The organism is Streptomyces sp. NPDC042002, assembly GCF_055588305.1.
This window is the reverse complement of record NZ_JBVJCT010000005.1, coordinates 46,996-72,763: the sequence shown is the minus strand read 5'-3', so window position 1 is coordinate 72,763 and position 25,768 is coordinate 46,996. Positions and strand designations below refer to the sequence as shown.

Below are 25,768 nucleotides of genomic sequence, written 5' to 3'. Positions count from 1 at the left end.
GTGTCGTGCGTCGCTTCGCTCTTGCGGATTCCGTAGGTAAACGGCCATTGACGCAACGGTTTCCGTCAAGGTTCCATCAGCGCGGGAGCGGACGAGAAGAAGTACGACGCGAGCCGCCGGAGGCGATATCGCTCCCGCCCGAACACCTGACGCACGAGTCGATCGGAACCGCTTCATGACCGACACGCTCCGCCCTGTCGAGACCGCCGTCCTGGACGCCGGTCCCACGGAGACCGGGAACCCCCGAACGCTCAAGCGTTCCATCGGCGTCGTCGGAGGCACCCTGCTGACGTTGTCCTGCGTGACCCCGGCCTCGACGCTGTTCGTGGTCATACCCGACCTCTTCGGCTCACTCGGCACCGCGACCGCCCTCACGATCGCGATCGGCTCGCTGCTCTGTATCGCCGTGGCGTTCTGCTATTCGGAGCTGGGCACCCTCATCCCCAGCGCCGGCGGCGAGTACGCCATGGTCTCCACGATGGCCGGACGGCTCGCGGGCTGGCTCGTCTTCGTGATGTCGCTGCTGGTGGTCATGATCGTCCCGCCGGTGATCGCCATCGGCACAGCCGACTACCTCGCCCCGTTGGTGCACCTCGACCCGGCGATGACCGGCGCCGGAGTGATGCTGCTGGCCACCCTCGCCGGACTGCTCGACCTGCGCGCCAACGCCTGGATCACCGGCATCTTCCTGGTCCTCGAGGTCATCGCGGCCGGAGTCGTGGCCCTGCTCGGCTTCACCCACGCCCACCGCGGCCTCGGCAGCCTCACCTCGATGCAGGTCGCCGGGACCGGCGCGCACACCGACCCCGTGACGGCCATGCTCGTCATCTCCGGGCTCGCCATCGCCCTCTTCGCCACCCAAGGCTTCTCGACCGCCGTCTACCTCTCCGAGGAACTGGAGAACCCACGGCGCAACGTCGCCCGCACGGTGCTGGCCACCCTCGCCATCTCCACGGTCGTCATCCTGGTCCCGGTCGTCGCCATCACCATGGGCGCCTCCGACATCAAGGAGCTCACCGGCGGCGACATCAGCAGCATGGTCACGGCCTGGTCCAACTCCGCCGTCGGCACCTTCGTCAGCCTCTGCGTCGCCCTCGCGATCATCAACGCGGGCATCGTCATGGTCATCCAGAACTCGCGCGTCCTGTTCGCCTCGGCCCGTGACAAGGCGTGGCCCGAGCCGGTCAACAACGGCCTGTCCAAGCTCGGCCGGTTCGGCTCCCCCTGGGTCGCCACCCTGCTGGTGGGCGTCCCCGGCGCCGCCCTCTGCTTCGTCAACCTCGACACCCTGTACGGCGTCACGGGCGTGGCGGTGACAGCCATGTACCTGCTCGTCGCCGTCGCCGCCCTGCTCGCCCGGCGCGGCCACCACCGCCACACCCCCGCCTGGCGGATGCCGCTGTGGCCCGCGATGCCGATCCTGCTGATCGTCGTCCTCGCCTACGTCCTCACCCAGCAGGAGACGGTCTACCTGGTGTGGACCGGCGGCATCACCGCCGTCGCCACCCTGTACTGGGCCTTCTACCTGCGGCCGCGCCGCGACACCCGCTGGCTGGTGTCGATCCCGGAGGACGCGCAGGTCTGACCGGAGTGGTCCGACCGGCGGATCCCTCCCGCCCGGCCCCGCCCCTCGTGGAGGCCTCAGCCGAACTCCCCCGTCTCCACCGCGCACGTCCCGTCGTCCTCGCCACCCGCGCTGCGGTACGTGGCGAGGGCGACGTCGTTCCCGGTGTCCACTCCCAGGGACCGCAGGGCCCACTCGGGACGCACGGGACGGTCGAAGAGGTACTCGGCGGCGGTCAGTTCCCCGACACTGGCGGCGCGGCGCGTCTCCATGGGGGGCTCGTACCACGGACGCGGTACACCGGACCCGTGCCGTACTCCCGTGGGAGGGGTGCGGGTTCACCCCGGCGGCTGCCCCGGTTGTCGGTGGGCGCCCGTACCGTTGAGGCATGGATCTTCGACTGCCCCGGCCGCGCGGGCCTCGCCGGGGGCAACTCCCCGCTCGCACGACGGCGCGAGCCCGCGGGAGATGGGCGGCCGCCGCCGCGGCCGTCGTGCTGCTCGCCGGCGCGGGCACCTGGACGGCCGTCGCCTCCGACGACGCGCCCGCCGTGCACCGCGCCGACCGCGTCATGGCCATGGACGGCGGAGTGCGGCTCGACACCTCGTACTTCACCGCGGGCCCGTCCTCGCGGCGCCGCCCCGCCGTCCTCCTCGCGCACGGCTTCGGCGGCAGCAAGGCGGACGTACGCGACGAGGCGGAGAAACTCGCCCGCGACGGATACGCGGTGCTGACCTGGTCGGCGCGCGGCTTCGGCAGGTCCACCGGAAAGATCGGGCTGAACGATCACAAGGGCGAGGTCGCCGACGTCTCCCGGCTCATCGACTGGCTCGCCCGGCGCCCCGAGGTCCGGCTCGACGGGAGCGGCGACCCGCGCGTGGGCGTGGCGGGCGCCTCGTACGGCGGGGCGATCTCCCTGCTGGCCGCGGCGAACGACCGGCGCGTCGACGCCATCGCCCCGTCGATCACGTACTGGAACCTCGCGGACGCCCTGTTCCCGAACGGCGTGTTCAAGAAGCTCTGGACCGGCATCTTCATCAACTCCGGCGGCGGCTGCGCCCGGTTCGAGCCCGAGCTGTGCGCGATGTACAACCGGGTCGCGGAGTCCGGGAAGCCGGACGCGGCGGCGGCGAAGCTGCTCCAGGAGCGCAGCCCCTCCGCCGTCGGCGACCGCGTCAAGGTGCCCACCCTCATCGTGCAGGGCCAGTCCGACTCGCTCTTCCCGCTCGGCCAGGCCGACGCGATGGCCAAGGCGATCAAGGCCAACGGCGCGCCCGTCGACGTCGACTGGATCTCGGGCGGGCACGACGGCGGCGACATGGAGACGGACCGCGTCACCTCCCGCGTCGACTCCTGGTTCGACCGCTATCTGAAGGACGACAAGGGCGCCGACACCGGCCCGGCCTTCCGCGTCACCCGCACCGGAGGCATCGACTCCACCGACGGCGCCGCCCTGCTGCGCGGCGCGAGCGCGGACAGCTACCCCGGACTGGACAGCGGCCGGCACACCGTCGCGCTGACCGGCCGCGAGCAGAGCTTCCAGAACCCGGCCGGCGCCAGTCCGCCCGCCATCTCGGCCCTGCCGGGACTCGGCGGCTCGGGCGGCCTCGCCCAGCTCTCCACCCTCGGCGTCGGGATCTCCCTCGACTTCCCCGGCCAGTACGCCCGCTTCGAGTCCGCGCCCTTCCGGGACGACCTGCGGATCACCGGCTCGCCGACCGTCACCGTGCACGTCCGGTCCAGCACCGACGACGCCGTCCTCTTCGGGAAGGTGTACGACGTCGGCCCCGGCGGCACCCAGCAGGTACTGCCCTCCCAGCTCGTCACCCCGGTCCGCGTCGAGGGCGCGAAGAGCGGCAAGGACGTGCGCCTCACCCTTCCCGCCGTCGACCACGCGGTCCAGAAGGGCCACCGGCTGCGCCTGGTCCTCGCCTCGACGGACCTCGGTTACGCCTCCCCGGCGACCCCGGCGACGTACACCGTGTCCCTGAAGAGCGCCCTCCAGGTGCCGACGGCCCCCGGAGTGAAGACCGCCGCCGCGGCGCTGCCCGCCTGGGTGTGGTGGCTGCCGCTCGCCGGCGCGCTCGCCGCCCTCGCGCTGCTGCTGACCGGCCGCCGCCGCACCACGGCCCCGGCACCCGATCCCGAGCTGGCCGACGTCCCGCTCCAGATCACCGGCCTGAGCAAGCGCTACGCCAAGTCGGCCGACCGGTACGCGGTACGGGAGCTGTCCTTCCGCGTGGAGAAGGGCCAGGTCCTCGGCCTGCTCGGGCCGAACGGCGCGGGCAAGACGACCACCCTGCGCATGCTCATGGGCCTCATCAAGCCCGACGAGGGCGAGATCCACGTCTTCGGGCACGCGATCCGCCCCGGCGCGCCGGTCCTCTCCCGGGTCGGCGCGTTCGTCGAGGGCGCGGGCTTCCTCCCGCACCTCTCCGGCCGCGAGAACCTGGAGCTGTACTGGCTGGCCACCGGACGTCCCCCCGAGGACGCCCACCTGGAAGAGGCACTGGAGATCGCCGGACTCGGCGACGCCCTGGCCCGCGCGGTGCGCACCTACTCCCAGGGCATGCGCCAGCGTCTGGCCATCGCCCAGGCCATGCTCGGCCTCCCGGACCTGCTGATCCTGGACGAACCGACCAACGGCCTCGACCCGCCGCAGATCCGCGAGATGCGCGAGGTGATGATCCGGTACGCAGCCGCGGGCCGCACGGTCATCGTCTCCAGCCATCTCCTCGCCGAGGTCGAGCAGACCTGCACCCACCTCGTCGTCATGGACCGCGGCCGGCTCGTCCAGGCGGGCCCGGTGTCCGAGATCATCGGCTCCGGCGACACCCTGCTCGTCGGCACCGGGTCACCCGTCGACGAGCCGGTCGTCGAGAAGGTGGGCGCACTGCCGGGCGTGGTCTCGGCCGTCGCGACCGAGGACGGACTGCTGGTCCGCCTCGATGAGGGCGGCAGCGCGCAACGCCTGGTCGTGGAGCTCGTCCGCCTCGAAGTACCGGTCGCGTCGGTGGGACCCCACCGCCGCCTGGAAGACGCGTTCCTCACCCTGATCGGAGGTTCCGCATGAGCACGCTCCTGGAGCGGACCGAGACGGCGGACGGGTACCGGGCACGCCGCACTCTGCCGCTGCGCGTCGAACTCGTCCGCCAGCTCAAGCGCCGCCGCACCCTGGTGATGGGGGCGGTCCTCGCGGCCCTGCCCTTCGTCCTGCTCGTCGCGTTCACGATCGGCGGCCGGCCCGGCGAGCGCAACGGCCGGATCACCCTGCTGGACACGGCCACCGCGTCGGGCGCCAACTTCGCCGCGGTGAACCTGTTCGTGTCGGCGGGCTTCCTCCTGGTGATCCCGGTCGCGCTGTTCTGCGGCGACACCATCGCCTCCGAGGCGAGCTGGTCCTCCCTGCGCTATCTGCTGGCGGCCCCCGTCCCCAGAGCCCGGCTGCTGTGGTCCAAGCTCACGGTCGCGCTCGGTCTCAGTCTCGCGGCGATGGTCCTGCTGCCGGTCGTCGCACTGGCCGTGGGTACCGCCGCCTACGGCTGGGGCCCGCTGGAGATCCCCACCGGCGGCGCGCTCTCCGCGGGCACCGCCACCCAGCGGCTGCTCGTGGTGATCGCGTACATCTTCGTGTCCCAACTGGTCACCGCCGGGCTCGCTTTCTGGCTGTCGACCAAGACGGACGCCCCGCTCGGAGCGGTCGGCGGAGCGGTCGGACTGACCATCGTCGGCAACGTCCTGGACGCGGTCACCGCCCTCGGTCACTGGCGCGACTTCCTGCCCGCCCACTGGCAGTTCGCCTGGGCCGACGCCGTCCAGCCGACACTGGAGTGGGGAGGGATGATCCAGGGCGCGGCGATCTCGGTGACGTACGCCCTCGTCCTGTTCGCCCTGGCCTTCCGCGGTTTCGGGCGAAAGGACATCGTGTCGTAGGTCTCCGGAGGGTCACCCACCGGTCTCGACGGGCCTCCGCCGTGGCCGCTTCGCAATCCTTCCGCAACCCATCCGAGCGCTCGTCCCGGCCTCCTCGGCCGTCACAGTCAGACATGTCGGCCCGCACAAGGGCCGTACGCCGAGGGGGCAAAGATGGGGATGAACCACATACGGACGGCGGCGGGCACGGGCCGCCCACGCGACGGCGGGCGGACGGCGACCCGTCGAAGGCTCGGTGGCTCGCTGCTCGCCCTGACGGTGGCGGGCGCGGTGCTGCTCACCGGATGCGGCGCGGGCGGCGGCGGCAGCAACTCCTCGGACGGCGCGGACAAGTCCGGGGGCCGCAACCTCCCGCTGCCCGCCCCCGTCCAGCCGACGGGGGGCACGGCCAAGGGCGACCAGCGGGGCGAGCAGTCGGACGCCCCCGATGTCGAGCCGTCGCCCGACTACCTCTCCACCTTCGCCCTCGACGTCGACACCGCGTCGTACGGCTACGCCCGCCGCACCCTCGCGAGCGGCGGTGTCCCCGACCCCGCCACGATCCGCCCCGAGGAGTTCGTCAACAGCTTCCGCCAGAACTACGAACGCCCCGACGGCAACGGCTTCTCGGTCACCGTCGACGGCGCCCGCACCGACGACGGACGCTGGTCCCTCGTCCGGGTCGGCCTCGCCACCCGAACCGCCGACAACGAGAACGAACGCCCGCCCGCCGCCCTCACCTTCGTCATCGACATCTCGGGTTCCATGTCCGAGCCGGGCCGCCTCGACCTGGCCCAGAAATCCCTCGACGTGATGACGGACCGGCTGCGCGACGACGACTCGGTCGCCCTGGTCACCTTCAGCGACGAGGCCGAGACCGTGCTGCCGATGACCCGGCTCGGCGACCACCGCGACCGCGTCCACCAGGCGATCGACAGCCTGGAGCCGACCGACTCGACCAACCTCGGCGCGGGGGTGAGGACCGGGTACGCGACCGCCGTCGAGGGCCTGCGCAAGGGGGCCACCAACCGGGTCGTCCTGATCTCCGACGGACTCGCCAACACCGGTGACACGGACGCGGACAGCATCCTCGGACAGATCTCCTCCGCCCGTCGCGAGCACGGCATCACCCTCTTCGGCGTCGGTGTCGGCAGCGAATACGGCGACGCCCTCATGGAGCGCCTCGCCGACAAGGGCGACGGCCACACGACGTACGTCTCCAGCCGCGACGACGCCCTCACCGTCTTCTGCGACCAGCTTCCGCGGAACATCGACCTCACGGCACGCGACGCCAAGGCGCAGGTCGCCTTCGACCCCGCGACGGTCGAACAGTTCCGGCTGATCGGCTACGACGACCGCAAGGTCGCCGACCAGGACTTCCGCGACGACCGGGTGGACGGCGGCGAGGTGGGCCCCGGGCACACGGTCACCGCGCTCTACGCCGTCCGCACCCGCCCCGGCGCCTCCGGTCATCTGGCCACCGCGAGCGTCCGCTGGCTCGACCCCGACTCCCGCGCCCCGCACGAGGAGTCCGGCAGTCTGGAGACCGGCTCCCTGTGGTCCGGTGTCTGGACCTCGCCCCCTTCCTTCCAGATCACCGCCGTGGCCGCCTACTTCGCCGACGCCCTGCGCTCGGGCGATGCCCGCCGGAGCTCGCTGCCCGGTGTCCTCCCGCTCGGTGAACTCGCCTCTCGGGCCCGCGGTCTGGCGAAGGAAACGGAGGACAAGGACGTCGCGTCCCTCGCCACCGCGATCGGCCAGGCCGACCGACTGAACATCTGCCCCGGGGACTGCGGGTCGTAGCCGGCCCGCCTGCCGTCCTTCGGCCACCGGTCCGGCGCGGACCGGCGGCCGGGGACGGATCGTGCGTGACCCATTGAGTTTCTGTTACGCACGGGTAAGTTGACTCGTCGGTAAGGACCCTGCGACCGGGAGCCGTGATGGGCGTACGCAAGGATCTGAAACGGGCGAAGCGGTACGCGGACCTGGCGAGCCGCAGTCGGGTGGAGCTGGTCAGGGACGAGAGCGGTACGGTCCGCGAGGCACGCACCGCCACCCTGGCACCCGCACCCGCCACCGGCAGCACGGCCGACCTGCCGTTCACCAACGCGGCCGAGGCACCCGACGCCGTCGTGCTGCGCCGGCCGCGGAACGGCGGCTGGGACCCGGTGACGGCGGCCGCCTTCGCCCGCGAAGTCACCGACACGGCAAAGGGGTTGATCGCGGCGGGCCTCGAACCGGGCGGCCGGGTCGCGGTGATGTCCCGTACGCGCTACGAGTGGACGGTCCTCGACTTCGCCGTCTGGGCGGCCGGCGGCCAGAGCGTCCCGGTCTACGCGACCTCCTCCGCCGAACAAGTGGAGTGGATCGTCCGGGACTCGGGCGCCCGCTTCGTGATCGTCGAGACCCCCGGGAACGCGGAGACCGTGGCCACGGGTGTCGCCGGCCACTCCCAACCCCCGCGCGTCTGGCAGCTGGACGCCGGCGCCCTCGCCGAACTCGCCGCTCTGGGGCGGGACATCACCGACGAGGAGGTCACCAAGCGCCGTGCCGCGCTCGGTCCCGCAACGGTCGCGACGATCTGCTACACCTCCGGGACCACCGGCAGACCCAAGGGCTGCGTCCTCACCCACGCCAACCTGTACGCCGAGGCCGCCAACACGGTCGAACTGCTGCACCCCGTCTTCCAGCAGGTCACCGGCCGGACCGCCTCGACGATCCTCTTCCTCCCGCTCGCCCACATCATGGGCCGCACCCTCCAGATCGCCTGTCTGATGGCCCGCATCGAGCTGGGCCACTGCCCGAGCATCAAGCCGGACGAACTCAGGCCCGCGCTGCGGGAGTTCCGGCCCACCTTCCTGGTCGGCGTGCCCTATCTCTTCGAGAAGATCCACGCCACCGGGCGCGCGACCGCCGAGAAGATCGGCCGTGCCGCCTCCTTCGACCGCGCCGAGCGCGTCGGCGTGCGCTTCGGAGAGGCGTATCTGAACAAGTTCCTCGGCACCGGCAAGGGCCCCGGACCCGGCCTGTACGCGGCCTGGGCGCTGTACGACCTGCTGGTCTACCGCCGTATCCGCAAGGAACTCGGCGGCCGTGCCCACTACGCCATCAGCGGTGGCTCCCCGCTCGACCGCGACCTCAACCTCTTCTTCTACGCCGCCGGAATCATCGTCTACGAGGGTTACGGCCTGACCGAGACGACCGCCGCCGCCACCGTCGTCCCGCCGCTCGGACCCCGCCCCGGAACGGTCGGCCTGCCGGTCCCGGGCACCGCCGTCCGGATCGCCGACGACGGAGAGGTACTGATCAAGGGGGGTGTCGTCTTCGGCGCCTACTGGAACAACCCGGCGGCGACCGACGCCGTGCTGACCGAGGACTGGTTCACCACCGGCGATCTCGGCGCGCTGGACCGGGACGGCTATCTCACGATCACCGGCCGCAAGAAGGACATCCTCATCACCACGGGCGGCAAGAACGTCTCGCCCGCCGTCCTGGAGGACCGGCTGCGCAGCCGCGCGCCCGTCGCGCAGTGCCTCGTCGTCGGCGACAACCGCCCGTTCGTCGCGGCCCTGGTCACCCTCGACGCCGAGGCGGTCGCCCACTGGCTCGCCGTCCGCGGACTCCCCGCGGACACTCCGCCGTCGGACGTCGTCCGCGACCCCCGGATGCGCGCGGAGGTACAGAAGGCCGTGGACCACGCCAACGAAGCGGTCTCCCGGGCCGAGTCCATTCGCGCGTTCGCCTTGGTGGAAGGCGAGTTCACCGAGGACAACGGCTTGCTCACCCCGTCCCTGAAGGTCCGGCGGCACGCGGTGACGGCGGTGTACGCGGCCGAGATCGAGGCGCTGTACGGGAGTTGAGGAAACCCCGCACCGGCCGCCGGGTGGCCCCGCACCGCACATCGCGGACAACATCCCGGTCCTGTCGGGCAACGGCGCGATCCACAGCTGACCCTCAGCTCCGGGCCCGGTCCGCACGCGTTCAGGTGGGTGGCCGGGCTCCGACGCGTGTTCTCGTCGTATGAATGAATTCCATTTCTGTCGACTTGACATTACCGCCCCGGGCGAAATGCTTCTTCTGCGGAAGGAGCGTTGCGCCTGTTGTGAAGCTTCCGTGCCGATTCCGGGCAGGGCGATTCGAGTGAATTCCCAATTGGCGTACGTTCCGTAGTTTCTTCGGCCGTCCATCCCTCGTTGACAGCCTGCAGGTCATGGTGCGAGCCAATCAAGTTCCGCTCGCTCGGTCTCGACCGACAAAGGGGCATGACCCAGAGAAGGGAAAGCACGTGAAGCACAAGAAGAGCGCTGCTGTCGTCGCCGGCGCGATCATGGCTCTGGGCATGGCTGCCCCGGCCTTCGCGGACGCGGGTGCCGAGGGCGCCGCCGTCCACTCTCCCGGCGTCCTCTCCGGCAACGTGATCCAGGTCCCGATCCACATTCCCGTCAACGTGTGCGGCAACTCGATCAACGCGATCGCCCTGCTGAACCCGGCGATCGGCAACTTCTGCGCCAACCACTGACGTTTCGGCACTTCAGCCGCCTCCGGCTGTGCCACGGGCCGGCCTTGGACCGCCTCTCGGTCCCAAGGCCGGCTTCCTCACTTCTACCAGCAGGAAGACAACAAGAGTGCGACAGAACCTGAGTAGGGGAGTGGTCCTGGCCGCGGCTGCGACGGGCATCATGTCCCTGTACGCCAGTCCGGCCTTCGCGGACTCGACCACGACCGCGACCGCTTCGGACTCGCCCGGCGTGGCGTCCGGAAACAACATCCAGGTGCCGGTGAACGTGCCGGTGAACCTCTGCGGCAACACGGTCGACGTCGTCGCCGCCCTCAACCCGGCGTTCGGCAACTCCTGTGCCAACGGCTCGGGTTCGCACGGCCGGCACGTGGCGCCGCACCACCCCGCACAGTACGACGCCAGTTCCGTACACGGCTCGGGCCACGCCCCCGGCCGCAGCGGCGCCGACCACTCGGGCGGCGGCTACGGCGGCTACAGCGGTGAACACGGCGGCTACGACGGCCACTTCGGCGGCGGTTACGGCGGCGAGCACAACGGCCAGGGCGGCTACGGAGGTCATGGCGGCGAGTACGGCGGCTACGGCGACTCGGGACACGGCCACTCCGGATACGGGGATTCCGGATACGGGGACTCCGGTCACGGAGGTCCGGGGTACGGCGACTCGGGTGCCCACCAAGGCGGTTGGAGCGGCTCCTCGTCGTACGGCGGGACGCAGGGCTCGCCCGGTGTCCTGTCGGGCGACCAGGCCGCGGTTCCGGTGGACGTCCCGGTCGAGCTCTGCGGGAACACCGCGGACGTGATCGCTCTGCTGAACCCCGCCTCCGGCAACGAATGCGGCCATCACCACGCGCCGGACGGTCACGCGACGACCCCGCACCACTGCACCCCGCCGTCGACCACCCCGCACAACCCCCCGCGGACGGTCCACGAGCACCCGCCGACCCGGACCCCGTACACGCCTGTCGTGCACACCCCGCGTCCGGCGCTGGCGGAGACGGGCAGTGAGGGACTCCTCGCCACCACGGCGGCCAGTGCCGCCCTGCTGGCGGGCGGCACCGTGCTGTATCGGCGTAGCCGGGCCGCGTCCCGTCCGTGACGCTCCGCTCCGGGTGCCGGTCGCGTCCCCGCGCCCGGCACCCGGAGCGGTCCGAGCCCGCCCGGTGCCCCGCCGGAGTCAGCGGCGCGCCCGGTGCGCCACCGGAATTCAACGGCCGGCGCCGAGACCCAGGCCCGATCCCTGCCGACGGCCTTCGCCGGGCGCCGGAATCCGTCCGCCGCCCGGCCCCGTGCGCAGCCGTCGCCTTACGCCGCGCACGAGCGTGTCCGCCGTGAAGCCGGCGCCGTGCACGAAACGCATGGCCGGGCCGAAGCCGGAGGCGGTGATCAGGCCCGCCATGAAGAGACCCGGAACCGACGACTCGAAGTCCCGGCCGATCTCCGGGGAACCGTCGGGCAGCGCCGTCAGACGCGCGCGCACCTCGTCGGCGAGCAGGCCGAGCCGCTCGCGCCGCGCCCTGAACCCCGTGGCCGCGATGACGTGGCCGGTCTCCAGACAGGCCGGTGTGCCGTCCCGGTCCACCGTTTCGAGCCGCACGCCGATGCCCGAGGTGCAGGCCGACGTGACCTCGTGCCCCAGCGTCAGCTCGACCACCGGTCCGACGCGGTCGCGTACCCACCAGGCACCCGCCGGGCCCAGCGCGGTGGCCGCGATCCGCGTCCGGGTGGGTTCGGGGAACCGGCGGAAGAGGCCCGGGCGCTCGGCGTAGAACCAGTTGCGCCAGCCGCAGCCCAGACCGCTGTGCGGGGCGCGGGCCGAACGCCACCACGGCCGCTCCCAGGCGGGCGGCGCGTCGTTCCGGTACAGCCGGTCGGCGCGGGCCAGGACTCGTGCCCGGGTGCCCTGTCCGGCGAGGAGGGCCGCCGTCTCCAGGGCGGCCTGGCCACCGCCGATCACCGTGACGTCATGGCCCCGGAAGCGGGAGAACTCGCCGTGGTCGCCGCTGTGCGACACCTGCTCGGGCCCGAGGCCGTTCAGCGCGGCCGGCATCTCGACGAAGGGCATCACGCCGACGGCGAGGGCGACCGTGCGGGCGCGCAGTACCTCGCCGTCGTCGACCAGAACCTCGAAGCCCCGGGGCACGCCCGTACCCGCACGACCATGCGTTCGTCGACGCCGGGCACGGCGTTGCGGGCGAACCACAGGCCGTAGGAGGCGAACAGCTCGACCGGGATCGGCTCGCCGTGCCGGGCCGCGACACCCCGGCCCGCGCAGTACGTCTCCAGGCGCCAGCGGCCTTCGGGGTCGGAGAGGCTGGACGCTCACGGCTCCGACTTCAGGAACATGCCGGGCGGCATGCGGTCACGCCAGGACGCCATCGGGCGGCCGAGGACGCGCAGGCTCAGCCCGGCCGCCGCGGCGTGGGACGCGATGGACAGGCCGTACGGACCGGCACCCACCACCAAGAGGTCGTACATCAGCGGCTGCTCGCTTTCTCGTCGTCGGCAAGGGAGGGGGCCGGGGAACCCGCCGGCCGGGCGGTCAGGTGGGCGGACATCCGGTCGGAGCGGGGGTCGGCACGCGGAACCGGCCCGCCGCGCGGTCGGAGGACGACGAGTCCGCGCTCGCGGCGACGGGTCTCTCCACCACGGCCGCCGCCGACTCGCCCGCGGTCCTCCCGGCCGCCGCTGCCTCGCCCGCGGTCCCCCTGGCCGCCGCCGTCTCGGGAGTTCCGACCGCTGTCCCGGTCGTGGTCCCCGTCGTGGTCCCGGCCTCCTCCCGCGGCCCTGCCGTCGTCCCGAAAGCCTCCGCCGACCCGGCCGCAGACCCGGCCGTCTCCGTCGCGACGACCGGTCCGCGCAGCAGGCGGCCGACGCGCCGCGCCAGACACAGAGAGAGATGGCATGCCCACAGGCCCCACAGCGCCCGACCGGGGGCGCGGTCGTCCAGCGCGTGCCAGGCCAGTTCGCGGCCCCCGGGCCGGCGGCGCAGGGCTTCGAGCGGCGCGTAGTTCTCGACCACGAACGCCCGGTCCGGCAGGGGTGCCGGCGCCGGCAGCGGACGGTGGGTCAGATCCAGGTGCAGAGCGCGTACGACGTCCAGGCCCGCCCCGTCCTCGAAGAGCCGGAACTGGGCGCCGGGGCGGGGGTTGAAGTCGAGCAGGTGGTAGCGGCCCGTCGTGGCGTCCCGGCGGAAGTCGAGGTCGAAGATGCCGCGGTAGCCGAGCGCCTCGACGAGCCGTTCGACGAGGGTCTGGAGCTGCGGGTTGGGCGTCCAGCGGCCGACCGCCGTGAGGCCCGCGCCGCGCGGCCGGGCGCGGTGTTTGCGGCCCGCGCCACCGCCGTGGGTCGCGCCGGACCGGTCGACGTATCCGTGGAAGAACCAGTCGCGGTCGGGCCCCGGCGGCAGGAAGGCCTGGAGCAGCAGCTGGCTGCCCGCCTCCGCCGTGCGCAGATACAGGGCCTCTGCCTCCTGCGCCGAGCGGACCACCACCGTGCTGCGCAGTCCCCTTCCGGCCGGGACCAGCCAGGGACGGCTCCACTTGGCCACCAGCGGAAGCCCCAGTTGCCAGGCCGCCGCGGCGGCCTGTGCCGGGCTCTGCGGCATCAGGGTCACCGGGTGCGGCACACCCATGCTCTCGCATACGGTGGCCAGTTCGGCCTTGTCGGCCACGTGTTCGGCGAGGGTGCCGGACTGCTGCGGCAGCAGGTACCCGGCGGCGAGTTCCTCGCCCAGGCGGCTCACCGCGAGGGCGCTCGCGTCATCCATCGGGACCAGTACGGCGGGCCGGGAAACCCGGGCGGCCACTCGGCGCAATACCGCGGCGATGTCCGCGACGGACGAACCGGGTGGGGGAGGAGGGTGCGTCTCGCACACAAAACGTGATCTGCGGACGGGACTTCCCGCGGTATCGGCGACGAGGTGCACCTCCACACCGGCTCGGCCGAGTGAGCGTACGGCTCCCAGCGTTCCGTGGTGAAAGGGATTCCGGTCGATGCGCAGCAGTACGGCGGGGACCCGGTTGTCGAGATTCGGCACGGGATTTTCCTTCGGGTCGGCGACGGTCGGCGACGGGAACGGGATCGGCGACGGGATCTGAACGGAGATCAGGATCCGGATCTGAAAGGGGATCGACGTCGGGATCGGGATCGGCATCGGCGTCGGGAACGCGGTCGGGAGGAATCGGGACGGGCGCGGCGACCGGGCGGGTCACCCGTGCGAGTGATCATCAGGAGTGGAGGCCGGAACCCCGATTGGCTGAATGGGTATTCATATGACTGAGTGTCAGTAATCGGAAATGAAAATCCGAGGATCAAGAGGGAGAGAGGAGCAGGCATGGCCCCACAGCAGCAGCGGCCCCGGAGCGGAAGGCTGGCGTTCATCGCGGCCGGCATCGTCACGTCGGTCGCCCTTGCGTCCGGTCCGGCATACGCCGTGGGCGCCGGGGCGGTGCGGGTCGGTGACCCGCCGGCTCCGACGCCCACGGCGGCGGCACCGCCCGCGAACTCCTCGACCGCCGACGGCGTTCCGAGCCCGAGCCTGACCCCGCTGTCGGCGTCGGCGTCGGCGTCGACACCGGCTTCGGCTTCGGCGTCCACCGGGTCGACCGCGACCGCCGCCGTGCCCGTGCGGCCCGCCGTACCCGCGCGGCCCGGCGCGACCGGCGCGAAGCCCGCGCCACCCGTCAGGCAGGTCCCCGCCGAGCCGCCCGCCTTCGGTGCCTACCTCGACTCCGGCGCCGGGGGTATCGCCCGTATCGAGCAGCTCAGCCAGTGGCTGGGCGGCACCGACCTGCGGGTCGGGCACACGTATCTGCCCGGCGACCGCTGGAGCGACATCGAGGGCGCGCCCAGGTTCCTGGACGCCTGGGCGGACTGGCGCCGCCGACGGGACGACCGGATGCTCGTCCTCAATGTGCCGATGATGGAACGCAACGAGGACGGGCTCTCCGACGGCCGGGTCCGACTGCTGCTGCGCGAGGCCGGGACCGGGGCCTTCGACCACCATTTCCGCGCGCTCGCCGAGCGGCTCGTCGAGCTGAAGGTGCCGGACACCGTCATCGTGCTCGGCTGGGAAATGAACGGCATCACGTACACCCATCGCTGCGGTCCCGACCCGGAGGCCTGGAAGAGGTACTGGAACAGAATCGTCACCGCCATGCGGTCGGTGCCGGGACAGAGGTTCCGGTTCGATTTCGCTCCGAGCCGCGGCCTGGACGGCATTCCCTGGACCCAGTGCTATCCGGGGGACGACACGGTCGACGTCATCGGCATGGATTCGTACGACCAGCCGTCGGGGCTCTCGTTCGACGAACAGGTGAAGGAGCCGTACGGGCTTCAGGAGCAGGTGGACTTCGCGAAGGCCCACGGCAAGTCCATCTCCTATCCCGAGTGGGGCCTTTTCCGCAACGGCGACAACGCGGCGTACATGAAGGACATGCTCGCGTGGATCGACGAGCACAAGCCGCTGTACAACACGCTCACCGACTACTGCCCGCACGGCGTGTGGCAGTGCGAGGACAATCCGCTGGCGGCCCAGGCCTACCGTGCCGCGCTGTCCCACTTCACCGACCCGGCGACGACCGACCCGGCGACGACTGATCCGACTGCGACGGATCCGGCGACCGCTGATCCGGCACCGGACGCGACGTCGACATCCCACCCGGTTTCGACACCGACACCCGAGTCGACGCCGACGTCCGAGCCGGCTTCGACGCCCAAGCCGGCCTCGACGCCCAAGCCGACGCCGAAGCCCGCCTCGACGCCCGAGCCGGCTTCGACCCCGACCCCTATGCCCAAGCCCACCCCGACCCCGACTCCGGCCAAGACCCCGACGCCCAAGCCGGTTCCGACGCCGACCCCGAAGCCCAAGCCGACTCCCGAGCCGGTCTCCACGCCGATCCCGGTGCCCGAGCCGACCCCGACGCCCAAGCCGGTTCCGACGCCGCCCCCGGCACGGGAGCCGATCCCGAACGTGACACCGGACCCTGATCCTGACCCGGACACGTCCGTGTCCCCGGCCACCTGTTCGTCACTGGAGCTCGGTGACTGGGTGGAGCACTGGATCGGCGGGAAGGTGTGCGTGCGTCTCGACTGGTGGTCGCGCGACTGGTGGTCGGGCGACTGGTGACACCCGGGTGGCGGCGGGTCGTTCAGGGCCTGCCGCCACCGCGCTCCTTCCAGCTCCGCAGCAACTCCTTGCCCTGTCGGCGCGCGGCGACGTCGCAGACGACCGCTGACATCAGCGGCGCCGTACGCCGACGGGCCAGAAGCAGTCGCTGGTTGACGACGGGATCCGGGCGCCAGTGGTGCTTGTAGGGCTCGTCGCCGCGCAGCAGACTCAGCGTCCCGCGGACGCCCCCCTCGGTGTGCCGGGAGCACGCGTCGAGCAGTATCACCGCCACGTCCGCCTTGCGCTCCCGCAGTCGGGGATGCACGCCGTACAGATAGCCGCCCGCCAGGCTCCGCGACAGCAGGGTGAGGTCCACGGCCATCACGGTGTCGTCGAGCCGGAACTCGGTGACCACCGCGTCCCCGGACCGCACCATCGGGCCCACCGAGCGGACCAGATGCTCCGAGAACCGTTCATGGAGGTGCTCGGACGTCACCTTGCGGCCCTCCCACTGCAACCGGTGCAGTTCGAGGAGCCGGCCGAGGGCCGCGTCCACCTCGTCGTGCGCCACCACCCGCTGTTCGATCCCGAGCGCGGTGTGTTTGCGCAGCTTGGCCCGGACGCGCTGCTGGGCCTTGGCCGAGGGGAGGCGTTCCACCAGCTCGTCCATCGAGGTGGCGGGCAGCTCCAGGCACAGGGAGTCCCGCAGCCGGCGGCGCGGTCCGTCCCAGCGCTCGTAGATCCGCTCCACCGCGCTGCCGGGGCGGACCTCGCGGAAGTCGATCAGCGCGGTGCGGGCCGCGGCCGACAGTCCCTCGGTGAGCGTGGCCGCCGCCCGGTCGGTGTGCTCGTCGTCGAGGAGCACGTCCGCGTAGTCGGAGATGGCCCCGCCGAGCGGCACGAGCGTCGGGTGTGGACGCCGGGCCCGCATCAGGGGCGCGACCGCGAGCAGTTCATCGCCCTCGCGCACGACCACCAGACGCAGTCGCCCCGGCGTTCCGTACGACAGCCACCAGGAGTGCAGCCAGGCGTGGCTCTGGAACGCGGTGGCGGCGCCGCAGCGGTGGTACAGGCGCCCCCAGGCCGCCGACAGTTCGGCGAACTCCCGCTCTTCGGTGACGAGTTCGGCTCGCGCGGTGCTCCGTACACCGGCCTGGAGCGTCCCGCTCACAGCTGGCCGTGCACATCGGCGGCGGTGGCCGGGTTCGGTACCGAGGCAGGACGGGCGGTGTCGGTGGACCGCCGGGGCCGGACCAGCAGCACGAGCCCGCCGAGCAGCCCGCCCGCGCTCGCGCCGACCAGGCCGGTCACCGTCGGGGACGCCGAGGACGCCGAGGTCGGCCTCATCGCCCGGGAGAACGAGACGAGTTCGACGTGGGTGCTCTTCTGGCTCGCGTTGGCGTGCTGCGTCAGGGAGCGGGTGACGGCGTTGGCCATGTCGGCGGCCCGGTCGGGCCGTGCGGAGGTGGCCGAGACGGCGACCATCGGCGCGTCCGGGGAGGTCGCCGTCCGCACGTTCGCCTCCAGGGTCTTCACCGGCACACCGGCCCAGACCTGCGCGTCCCCGAGCACCGCGAGCTGCGTGGCGACCCGGCCGTACGCCTGGGCGAAGCCGAGCGCGGCCGACGGATCACCCTTGTCCGTCGGTACGGCGATGACGTAACTCGTGGCCGTGTAGACCGGGGTCTTCACCACGCCGTACGCGCCGCCGAGCACGCCGCCGAGCACGGCGCCGGCCGCGAGCAGCGACCACGGCGGCATGGTCCTCGCCCGGGAAAGGGCCGAACCCGAGGAGCGGTGGCCCCTGGTGAGGTTTTCGGACATGTGGAACTCACTCCAGTCAGGTGCGCGAGACAGCGGCCGCGTACACGTCCATGAGCTGTGCGGCGCTGCGGGTGATGCAGTAGTGGTGGGCCGCCTCCGCGGCCGAGCGGGGGGCGGGACCCTCCGCGCGGACGCCGGTCAGGGCGCGGGCTAAGGAGTCCGCGCCGCCCTCGACCCGGGTGGCACCGCGGGCCGCCTCGGGCGGCAGGTCCTCGACGGCCGGGCAGGAGACGTACAGCACCGGCAGTCCGGCCGCGAGCGCCTCCACGACCGCCAGCCCGAACGCCTCCTCGGGGCTCGGCGAGGCGAGGACGTCCATGGCCCCTATCAGCGACGGCAGATCGGCGCCGGGAAAGCCGTCGGCGGGCCGCTCGCCGGTGAACAGAACCCGGTCCGCGACCCCGGCGTCGTAGGCCGCGCCCCGCAGCACGCTCTCCTCCGTGCCGCCGCCGACCAGCAACAGCCAGCAGTCGACAGGCAGTTCGGCCAGCGCGCGGATCAGGACGTCGAACCGCTTGCCCGCCGTGAGCCGGCCGACGCCGCCGACGACGTACGCGTCCTCCGGCAGCCCGAGCCGGCGGCGGGTGCGTTCGCGCAGCACCGGGTCGAAGCGGAAGCGGGCGATGTCGACACCGTTCGGCACGATCTCGATGCGCGGTCCGGGCACGCCCCAGCGGCGCAGCCGTTCGGCGACCGTGGGCGAGACGGCGACGGTGGCGCGGCCGAGCCGCTCACTGGCCAGATACAGGGCGCGCACGCCCGGGCTGAGCCGGCGGCCCTCCATCTGCGAGTCGCCGAGCGAGTGCTCGGTGGCCACGACGGCCTTCACCCCGGCCAGCCGGGCGGCGAGCCTTCCGTACACGCAGGCCCGGTAGAGGTGGGTGTGCACGAGGTCGTAGCGGCCGGAGCGGATCACCTTCACCAGGCGGGGGAGCGCGCCGAGGTCGCGGTTGCCGCTCATGCCGAGATGGATGACGCGCACACCGTCGTCGGCGAGCCCGTCGGCGACCGCGCCCGGGTTGGTGAGCGTCACGACATCGCATTCGACGGGCAGGTGCCGCAGCAGCAGCCGCAGTTGCTGCTCGGCGCCGCCGACGCCGAGCCCGGTGATGATGTGCAGCGCCTTCATCGGCCCGCCTCGACCGGGCGGCGGCGCAGCCGGTGCAGCTTGTGCTTCAGGAACAGGCGTACGGGGGTGTCGTTCTCGCCGATGTGCACGCGGGGGAGGGCGTACGGGCCGGTCAGCGGGCCGGGGTCGATCGCGCAGCCGTAGCTGTACCCGGCCTCGCGGACGGCGTCGACGACCCGGCGGTCGATGGTCCCGTACGGGTAGCAGAAGCCGCCGACGTGAGCACCGATCAACTCCGAGAGCACCGCTCTGCTTTCCGTGACCTCGGCGTGCAGCACGGCGTCGTCGGCCTTCGTCAGATCGACATGGGTGAGTCCGTGCGAGCCGACCTCCATGCCCTCGGAGGCGGCGGCGAGCCGGATGCCCTGCTTGCCCAGCAGCGGCTTGCGGGGGCCCAGCGGATCCCAGGCGTTGTCGCCGCCGATCCGGCCGGGCAGGACGAAGAGGGTGGCGCCGAAGCCGTGGCGCCGCAGGAGGGGAAGCGCGGTCTCGATGAAGTCGGCGTACCCGTCGTCGAAGGTGAGGCCGACCAGGTCCTGCCCCTGGCCGCGGGCGCGGGCCGCGAGCAGGTCCGTCATGCGCACCCCGCGCAGACCGCGCCGGCGCAGCCAGCCGAGCTGCTGGTCGAGGCGGTCCGGGGAGACCGTGATGCGGTACGGGTCGTCGGAACAGTCCCCGACGGAGTGGTACATCGCCACCCAGGGCGGGGCGTCCAGGGAGCTCGTGCCGGTACGTCTGCTGCTGTCAGCGGAAACGGGCATGCGGAACCCTTCGTTTGACGGAACGGAGTGCGGGAGCGAACCCCTGGACCCGGAGGGCCCAGGCCAGCAGGGCGAAGACGACGGTCACGACCGTGCCGCCGACGACGAGTCCGAGCAGCGGGGAGTCCACGCGGCTCGCGCACAGACCACCGGCCACCGCGGCGGCCACCGCGGCCCGCAGCGGTTTGCCGATCTCGGCCACCACCTTCCGGGTGCGGATCGGCACACTGCGCGGCCCCATGCCGTACAGCAGGAGCAGGGCGCTGAGGGTGATGCCGGTCGCGTTGGCGGCGGCGATCCCGCACACCCCCCAGGGGCCGACGGCCACCACACCGACCCAGCAGGTCGCGACGATCCCGGCGGTCATCGCGAACAGCGGGTACCAGGTGGGCCGCCCCGAGGAGAAGTACGAGCGCACCAGCGCGCCGACGAGGGTGTGGCCCAGCAGCCCGAGGGCGTACACACGCATGACCGCCGCCGTCGCCGCCGTGTCCTGGGCGGTGAACGCGCCCCGCTGGAACAGCAGTTGGATGATCTGCGGGGCACACGCGACGACCGCCGCCGTGCCGAGGAGCACCGTGCAGGAGACGAGCGCCAGATCCCGCTCCACCCGGTCGCGGGCCCGCTCGGTGTCACCCTCGGCGATGGCCTGCGCGACCACGGGGAAGGTGACCGTGCACAGCATCAGCGAGAGCACCATCGGCATCTGCGCCACCTTCTGGGCGTAGTTCAGATGCGAGATGGCCCCGGCGGGCAGCGAGGAGGCCAGGAAGCGTTCGACGAGGACCTGGGACTGCCGGCACAGCGCGAAGAGCAGGACCGTGCCGATGAGGGTCAGATCCATCGGGCGGGCCGGCTCACCGCCCGGAGCCTCGGCCGCCGACTCCCCGCGCCGCAGCTGCCGCCAGAGCGACGGCCCCTGTGCCACCACCATGAGCGCGCCGCCGACCGCGACACCGAGGGCCGCGGACCGCACGCCCCAGCGGGTGCCGAGGACGAACATCGCCGCGATGATCCCGGCGTTGTACGCCACGTAGATCGCCGCCGGTGCCACGAAGCGCCGGTGCGCCCGCAGGGCCGCGCTGCAGTACCCGGCGAGCCCGAACGAGAACACGCAGGTCGCGGTCAGCCGGGTGCAGTCCACCGCGAGCCGGGGATCGGGCAGACCCGGCGCCAGAGCCTCGACCAGGTACGGCGCCCCCGCGATCAACAGCGCCCCGACGGCCGCGAAGGCGAGCGTCAGCCGGGGCAGGGTGGCGGCGACCAGCGCGCGCACCGGATCACCGGCGGCTCCTTGCGCGCGCCGCGCCACGGCCATGCTGAACGCCGGGATCAGCACGAAGGCCAGCCCGTCCTCGATCAGCAGTGTCGCCGCGAACTCCGGCAGCGTCCACGCGACGAGGAACGCGTCCGTGTCCGACCCGGCCCCGAACAGATGCGCAAGCGCCTGATCCCGGCCGAGGCCCAGCAGGGCTCCGGCGATGGAGAGGGCGATGGTGACGAGAGCGGCCTTGGCGAGGAACCGGTTGGAGGCCGCCTCGGTCTGCCCCGCTTCCTTTGGAGGACCGGGGTGCCGTACGGCGCCGGAGGCTAAGGCGGAGCCCGTGGGGGAGCTGGAGGCGCGGGCGCAGGGCAACGGGACGACGGACTCGACGCCGGGTCCTGTCCCCGAGAAAGCCCCCGTCCCGGGGACGGCTCCTGTCCGCGCGCCGGTCCCTGACTCCGGCCCCGCTCCCGCCGGTGTGCCCGTGCCCGCCCCTGTATCCGTGCTCATCCCCGCGTCCCCCGTCCTCGTGCCAGTCCTCGTGCCTGTCCTCGTGCCTGTCCCGAAGCCCGTGTCCGTGTTCGGGCCCTCCCCCGCCCTGGGCGGCGTCACCGTCATCGCGCCGCGGCCTCCTCCCGTACCGAAGGGGCCGGTGTCGTCGCGTCGGTGCCGGACGGTGTCGACGGATCCATCAGCGCCCACCAGCCGATGACGCCGAAGACGACGGCCGTCAGGACCGTGGAGGGGCCGCCGATGTCCGCGTACACGAAGTCGACCAGCTGCCAGACGATCAGCCCGCACGCGACGAGCGCGCAGTCCGTGCCGGGCGGGGCGCGCCCCGGGGCGGGACCGGGCCCCGTGGCGTCCGGTGGCGTGCGGCGTACGCGGACCAGCCCGCGCAGCGCGCACACCAGGAGCGCGAGCCAGCTTCCCGCGAGGGCGAGCAGCCCGATCAGACCCTGTTCGCTGAGGACGAGGAGATACATGTTGTGCGGCGAGAGCAGCGGCTGCCTGTGGTAGTCGGCGCCCGCGCCCGCGATGTCACTGCCCGAGGAGAGGGCGAGCGAGGCGTGACCGTCCCGGTTGTCGGGGAAGCCCTTCAACCCGACGCCCGTCAGCGGGTGTTCGCGCCACATGTCGGTGGCCGCCGCCCACATCGTGTACCGGTCGGTCACCGACTGGTCCGGCGCGTCGGTGACCTGCGTGATGCTGGCGATGCGCTCCTGGAGCATCGAGGTGCCGACACCCAGCCCGCCGACGAGGATCATCCCGGCGGCGGCCAGCACGGCGCCCACCCTCACCGCGCGCCGCAGCCCCGCCAGCACCAGTTGCGCGCCGCAGGCCACCGCCGTGGCGATCCACGCGCCCCGGCTGAACGACAGCGCGAGCGGCGGCAGCAGGGCCAGCGCGCACAGCACCGCGACGGAGCGCCGCCGCGCCTCACCCGTCCCCAGCGCCAGTGCCACCGCGCACACCAGCCCGAACGCGACCACCGTCGCCATGCCCATCACGTCGGTCGGCCCGAAGGTGCCGACGGCCCGGACGTCCTCGCCCTGGTACGAGGCGCCGGTCCCGGTGACGTACTGCCGTACCCCGACCGCCCCCTGCCACAGCGCCAGAGCGACGAACGACCAGGCCAGCAGCCGCAGGTCGCGCCGGTCGCGCACGAGCAGCAGGACGGCGGCCGGTACCAGTACGAAGATCTGGAGATAGCGGGTGAGGCCGGTGATCCCGGCTCCCGGGTCCGCCGCCCCGGCCGCCGAGACCGCGATGCCGATCACCGGGAGCCCGATGACCACGGCGGCGGTCACGGACAGGGGGCGCCGCCGGGCCCGTACGAGATGGATCGCGCAGCAGAGCACCACGAGACCGGACATGGCGTCCGCGATGTTCGCGCCGCCCTCGTCGCTCGGCGCGACCGGCAGCCCGAGCAGCGCCATCACCGCGATGACGGGCAGCACCGGCAGCGCGCGCCGCAGGGCGGCGGTCAGCGTGTCCAGGGGAGTGAGGGGCAGGGAGTGGCTCACCGGCTCAGCTCCCCGTCGGGCGCACGAGCGCGGCGGCCGTGCGCAGCAGGATGCAGACGTCCTGCCACAGCGACCAGTTGTCGATGTACGCGTTGTCGAACCGGCAGCGGTCCTCGATCGAGGTGTCGCCGCGCAGCCCGTGCACCTGGGCGAGCCCGGTGATGCCGGTCTGCATCCGGTGACGGGCCGCGTAACCGGGGTAGGTCTGGCTGAACTTGGCCACGAAGTACGGCCGTTCGGGGCGCGGTCCGACCAGGCTCATGTCGCCCCACAGGACGTTCAGGAGCTGGAGCAGCTCATCGAGCGAGGTGCGTCGCAGGAAGTGGCAGAAGCCGCTCATCTCCTGCTCGTTGGCCACACTCCAGCGGGTCGCGGCCTCGTGCGCGTCGACCGGGCGGTGGGTGCGGAACTTCAGCAGCGTGAACGGCCGCCCGTCCTTGCCGATGCGCTCCTGCCGGAACACCACACCGGGCCCGTCGGTCAGCCGCAGGACGACCGCGAACATCAGCAGCAGCGGACTGAACAGCAGCAACAGCGTGCCGGAGACCGTGACATCGAGGAGCCGCTTGCCGAAACTGGTGCGCCGCCGGCCGATCGACAGGCGGCGGCAGGCGAAGCCGGCCAGGGTGTGGCGGCTCTCCCGGTCGTACGACGGGGAGTCCGGGTCGACCTCCCACAGCTCGCAGCCCGCGAGGGCCAACGCCCGCAGCATCGGCCCGTGTTCGCTCGGCGGCTCCACCACGAGCACGGCCCGCACACCGTTCTGGATGAGGGCCCGCTGCACTTCCTCGCCGGTGGTGAGGACCGGGAGTCCGTCGGGGCCGGCCGGCTGGCCGGAGACCACACCGACCGGCCGTACCCCGCAGTTCGGATGGCGCAGGAAGGCCGCGGACACCCGCTGCGCCGTTCCGGCGGGGCCGATCACCAGGGCCGCGCCGGGGCGCCGCGCGAGGGCCCGGCGACGCCGCCAGTGCACCGTGCCGCGGCCCGCGCAGCTGATCGCCGACTGTACGGCGCACCCCAGGGCCAGCGTCTGTGCCGACAGCGCGCCGTCCGGGGCGAACGCGGCGAGCAGGGCGGCCAGCGTGCACCAGGTGACCGCGATCCGCGCGCAGACGGCGGGCAGTTCGTCGAGCAGGGCGGGCAGCGGCGCCGGCCGGTACAGTGACGCCCGCGCGTTCAGGGCGACCACGCCGAACAGCAGCGCGACGACGAACAGTGGGTGGAGCCGGATCTCCGTGAGCGTCTGCCCGGCCGCCAGCGCCGCGACGGCGTCCATGGCGGCCAGCGGCAGCCAGGAGGCACGCCGGGGCGCGGTCCGTGGCCCGGCCGGGAACCTGAATCCGCCGTCGGTCTCGCGCGAAGGCATGACCGAGACCGGTGAGAATCCGTACTCCCGGGGCTGTCCGCCGGGGGAGGGAACGGTGCTTTCCGCAGTCACGAGTGGATGGACTCCCTGCACTCGGTGTGGTCCGCGCACATGACGCTCCCGGCGTGCTGCGGCTGTCGGCCGGCCAGCAGTTCGCGGTACACCCCCGCGACCGCGTCGGCCGTGAGGCGCACGTCGTGCGTGGTCAGTACGTGGCGGCGTCCCTGGTGGCCGAGCGATTCGCGCAGCAGCGGATCGGACAGCAGCGCGCCGATCGCCTCCGCCAGCGGTCCCGGCTCAGGCGAGGGCACCAGACAGCGGGTGTCATGCCCCGGGGGCAGGCTCTCGCGGGCGCCGTCCACGTCCGTCATCACGACCGGACGTCCGCAGGCCATGGCCTCCAGCGGCGCCAGCGCCATGCCCTCCCAACGGGAAGGCAGCACCACCAGATCGGCGGCCTGGTACCAGGGCACCGCGTCGGCGGTGGCCCCGGCGAAGAGCACGTCACGCGGTGCCCCGGCGCGCAGCCGCGCGGCGTCCGGCCCGTCCCCGACGAGCACGAGCCGGGCCGAGGGCATCCGGCGCAGCACCGAGGGCCACGCCTCCAGCAGGACGTCCTGCCCCTTCTGCCGGCACAGCCGTCCCACGCACACCACCAGCGGAGCCGCCGGATCGACCCCGGAGAGCAGGGGAATCCCGGCTCGTACGGTGTCCACGGACGCGGGGTGGAAACGCTCCGGGTCGACACCGTTGGGGATCACCCGCCAAGGGGCGCGCACTCCGGCGCGTACGCCGGTCGCGCGCTCGGCCTCGCTCACGCACACCACCCGGGACGCCCAACGCGCCCCCCACCGCTCCCATCGCAGCGCGAGCGCCGCCGCGGCGCCGTCGACGGCCTCGAACGACCAGGCGTGCGGCTGGAACACCGTCGGTACCCGTCCGCGCAGCGCGAGCCGGGCCGCGAGCCCCGCCTTGGCGCTGTGCGCGTGCACCACATCGGGCCGCACCCGCGCCAGGACACGGCCGAGCCGCCTTACCTCCTGGGCCAGTTGGGGCCCTGGTGCACGCGTCGCGTGCCAGGGCCGTACGTCCGCGCCGAGCGCCCGTACCTCCCGGGCGAAGCCGTTGCCGTCCGGGCAGGCGACGGTCACCGGCGTTCCGGCGGCGAGCTGTGCCCTGACGAGGTCGCTGACGACGCGGGCGACGCCGCCGTCGATCGGCTGCGTGACATGAAGGACCCGCGGCGGAGGGTCTGTTGGCAGGTGCATGCGCGGTTCCTTGCTTACGGGC

At 72.7% G+C, this 25,768-nt stretch carries 17 protein-coding genes and 2 pseudogenes; 8 read left to right on the top strand and 11 right to left on the bottom strand.

Annotation, left to right across the window (positions count from 1 at the left end; translation table 11 throughout):
* The first annotated feature begins 175 nt into the window (after nucleotides 1-175).
* On the top strand, nucleotides 176-1,585 hold the full coding sequence (locus ACZ6KY_RS10245; RefSeq protein WP_469309886.1) for an APC family permease: 1,410 nt from the start codon (nucleotides 176-178) through the stop codon (nucleotides 1,583-1,585).
* A 56-nt stretch (nucleotides 1,586-1,641) separates the two neighbouring features.
* On the opposite strand, the gene ACZ6KY_RS10240 is transcribed toward ACZ6KY_RS10245, so the two are convergent.
* On the bottom strand, nucleotides 1,642-1,836 hold the full coding sequence (locus tag ACZ6KY_RS10240) for a hypothetical protein (protein ID WP_469309885.1): 195 nt from the start codon (nucleotides 1,834-1,836) through the stop codon (nucleotides 1,642-1,644).
* A 116-nt stretch (nucleotides 1,837-1,952) separates the two neighbouring features.
* Between ACZ6KY_RS10240 and ACZ6KY_RS10235 the strand changes: the two genes are divergently transcribed.
* The 6 genes from ACZ6KY_RS10235 to ACZ6KY_RS10210 all read left to right on the top strand — a co-directional run bounded on the left by ACZ6KY_RS10235 (nucleotide 1,953) and on the right by ACZ6KY_RS10210 (nucleotide 11,091).
* Entirely contained in the window at nucleotides 1,953-4,637 is a 2,685-nt protein-coding gene (locus ACZ6KY_RS10235; RefSeq protein WP_469309884.1) for an alpha/beta fold hydrolase, read from the top strand.
* Complete coding sequence (locus ACZ6KY_RS10230) at nucleotides 4,634-5,497, top strand: ABC transporter permease (protein ID WP_469309883.1); 864 nt, start codon at nucleotides 4,634-4,636, stop codon at nucleotides 5,495-5,497. Before ACZ6KY_RS10235 ends, ACZ6KY_RS10230 begins: the two co-directional genes overlap by 4 nt.
* A 159-nt stretch (nucleotides 5,498-5,656) precedes the next feature.
* A complete protein-coding gene (locus ACZ6KY_RS10225) occupies nucleotides 5,657-7,279 on the top strand; it encodes a vWA domain-containing protein (RefSeq protein WP_469309882.1) in 1,623 nt (540 codons plus the stop codon).
* Nucleotides 7,280-7,416: 137 nt separating this feature from the next.
* The gene (locus tag ACZ6KY_RS10220) at nucleotides 7,417-9,336 is read left to right on the top strand and encodes an AMP-dependent synthetase/ligase (RefSeq protein WP_469309881.1); all 1,920 of its coding nucleotides are present in this window, start codon (nucleotides 7,417-7,419) and stop codon (nucleotides 9,334-9,336) included.
* A 467-nt stretch (nucleotides 9,337-9,803) separates the two neighbouring features.
* Complete coding sequence (locus tag ACZ6KY_RS10215; protein ID WP_469310125.1) at nucleotides 9,804-9,995, top strand: chaplin; 192 nt, start codon at nucleotides 9,804-9,806, stop codon at nucleotides 9,993-9,995.
* A 106-nt stretch (nucleotides 9,996-10,101) separates the two neighbouring features.
* Nucleotides 10,102-11,091 (top strand): chaplin, encoded by a 990-nt coding sequence (locus tag ACZ6KY_RS10210; RefSeq protein ID WP_469309880.1) that lies wholly within the window; start codon nucleotides 10,102-10,104, stop codon nucleotides 11,089-11,091.
* Between the two features lie 108 nt (nucleotides 11,092-11,199).
* Here the strand turns inward: ACZ6KY_RS10210 and ACZ6KY_RS10205 are convergent.
* Together ACZ6KY_RS10205 and ACZ6KY_RS10200 are read right to left on the bottom strand one after the other, a co-directional pair.
* Nucleotides 11,200-12,470: pseudogene (locus ACZ6KY_RS10205) on the bottom strand (NAD(P)-binding domain-containing protein).
* 64 nt (nucleotides 12,471-12,534) lie between these two features.
* On the bottom strand, nucleotides 12,535-14,031 hold the full coding sequence (locus ACZ6KY_RS10200; protein WP_469309879.1) for a carboxylate--amine ligase: 1,497 nt from the start codon (nucleotides 14,029-14,031) through the stop codon (nucleotides 12,535-12,537).
* 297 nt (nucleotides 14,032-14,328) lie between these two features.
* On the opposite strand from ACZ6KY_RS10200, the pseudogene ACZ6KY_RS10195 reads away from it, so the two are divergent.
* Nucleotides 14,329-15,699: pseudogene (locus ACZ6KY_RS10195) on the top strand (glycoside hydrolase family 26 protein); the annotation flags it as partial.
* Nucleotides 15,700-16,144: 445 nt separating this feature from the next.
* On the opposite strand, the gene ACZ6KY_RS10190 reads toward ACZ6KY_RS10195, so the two are convergent.
* The 8 genes from ACZ6KY_RS10190 to ACZ6KY_RS10155 all read right to left on the bottom strand — a co-directional run bounded on the left by ACZ6KY_RS10190 (nucleotide 16,145) and on the right by ACZ6KY_RS10155 (nucleotide 25,746).
* A complete protein-coding gene (locus ACZ6KY_RS10190) occupies nucleotides 16,145-17,275 on the bottom strand; it encodes a GNAT family N-acetyltransferase (protein WP_469309878.1) in 1,131 nt (376 codons plus the stop codon).
* Nucleotides 17,272-17,928, bottom strand: a complete 657-nt coding sequence (locus tag ACZ6KY_RS10185) for a YveK family protein (RefSeq protein ID WP_469309877.1) — start codon at nucleotides 17,926-17,928, stop codon at nucleotides 17,272-17,274. The genes ACZ6KY_RS10190 and ACZ6KY_RS10185 overlap by 4 nt, the downstream gene beginning before the upstream one ends.
* Before the next feature lie 16 nt (nucleotides 17,929-17,944).
* Nucleotides 17,945-19,057, bottom strand: a complete 1,113-nt coding sequence (locus ACZ6KY_RS10180) for a glycosyltransferase (RefSeq protein WP_469309876.1) — start codon at nucleotides 19,055-19,057, stop codon at nucleotides 17,945-17,947.
* On the bottom strand, nucleotides 19,054-19,818 hold the full coding sequence (locus tag ACZ6KY_RS10175) for a polysaccharide deacetylase family protein (protein WP_469309875.1): 765 nt from the start codon (nucleotides 19,816-19,818) through the stop codon (nucleotides 19,054-19,056). Before ACZ6KY_RS10175 ends, ACZ6KY_RS10180 begins: the two co-directional genes overlap by 4 nt.
* Nucleotides 19,802-21,592, bottom strand: coding sequence for a murein biosynthesis integral membrane protein MurJ (murJ, locus tag ACZ6KY_RS10170; RefSeq protein WP_469309874.1), 1,791 nt, complete (start codon nucleotides 21,590-21,592; stop codon nucleotides 19,802-19,804). The genes ACZ6KY_RS10175 and murJ overlap by 17 nt, the downstream gene beginning before the upstream one ends.
* Before the next feature lie 104 nt (nucleotides 21,593-21,696).
* Nucleotides 21,697-23,022, bottom strand: coding sequence for an O-antigen ligase family protein (locus ACZ6KY_RS10165; RefSeq protein ID WP_469310124.1), 1,326 nt, complete (start codon nucleotides 23,020-23,022; stop codon nucleotides 21,697-21,699).
* Between the two features lie 91 nt (nucleotides 23,023-23,113).
* Nucleotides 23,114-24,550, bottom strand: a complete 1,437-nt coding sequence (locus tag ACZ6KY_RS10160; protein ID WP_469309873.1) for an exopolysaccharide biosynthesis polyprenyl glycosylphosphotransferase — start codon at nucleotides 24,548-24,550, stop codon at nucleotides 23,114-23,116.
* Complete coding sequence (locus tag ACZ6KY_RS10155; RefSeq protein ID WP_469309872.1) at nucleotides 24,547-25,746, bottom strand: glycosyltransferase; 1,200 nt, start codon at nucleotides 25,744-25,746, stop codon at nucleotides 24,547-24,549. The genes ACZ6KY_RS10160 and ACZ6KY_RS10155 overlap by 4 nt, the downstream gene beginning before the upstream one ends.
* Nucleotides 25,747-25,768: the final 22 nt, after the last annotated feature.

Bases quoted from the DNA above. Each gene is read 5' to 3' on its own strand.
- ACZ6KY_RS10245 (WP_469309886.1), top strand. From the start codon at position 176: ATGACCGACACGCTCCGCCCTGTCGAGACCGCCGTCCTGGACGCCGGT.
- ACZ6KY_RS10175 (WP_469309875.1), bottom strand. From the start codon at position 19,818: ATGCCCGTTTCCGCTGACAGCAGCAGACGTACCGGCACGAGCTCCCTG.
- ACZ6KY_RS10185 (WP_469309877.1), bottom strand. From the start codon at position 17,928: ATGTCCGAAAACCTCACCAGGGGCCACCGCTCCTCGGGTTCGGCCCTT.
- ACZ6KY_RS10220 (WP_469309881.1), top strand. From the start codon at position 7,417: ATGGGCGTACGCAAGGATCTGAAACGGGCGAAGCGGTACGCGGACCTG.
- ACZ6KY_RS10225 (WP_469309882.1), top strand. From the start codon at position 5,657: ATGAACCACATACGGACGGCGGCGGGCACGGGCCGCCCACGCGACGGC.
- ACZ6KY_RS10240 (WP_469309885.1), bottom strand. From the start codon at position 1,836: ATGGAGACGCGCCGCGCCGCCAGTGTCGGGGAACTGACCGCCGCCGAG.
- ACZ6KY_RS10230 (WP_469309883.1), top strand. From the start codon at position 4,634: ATGAGCACGCTCCTGGAGCGGACCGAGACGGCGGACGGGTACCGGGCA.
- murJ (WP_469309874.1), bottom strand. From the start codon at position 21,592: ATGAGCACGGATACAGGGGCGGGCACGGGCACACCGGCGGGAGCGGGG.
- ACZ6KY_RS10215 (WP_469310125.1), top strand. From the start codon at position 9,804: ATGGCTCTGGGCATGGCTGCCCCGGCCTTCGCGGACGCGGGTGCCGAG.
- ACZ6KY_RS10180 (WP_469309876.1), bottom strand. From the start codon at position 19,057: ATGAAGGCGCTGCACATCATCACCGGGCTCGGCGTCGGCGGCGCCGAG.
- ACZ6KY_RS10155 (WP_469309872.1), bottom strand. From the start codon at position 25,746: ATGCACCTGCCAACAGACCCTCCGCCGCGGGTCCTTCATGTCACGCAG.
- ACZ6KY_RS10235 (WP_469309884.1), top strand. From the start codon at position 1,953: ATGGATCTTCGACTGCCCCGGCCGCGCGGGCCTCGCCGGGGGCAACTC.
- ACZ6KY_RS10165 (WP_469310124.1), bottom strand. From the start codon at position 23,022: ATGGCGCTGCTCGGGCTGCCGGTCGCGCCGAGCGACGAGGGCGGCGCG.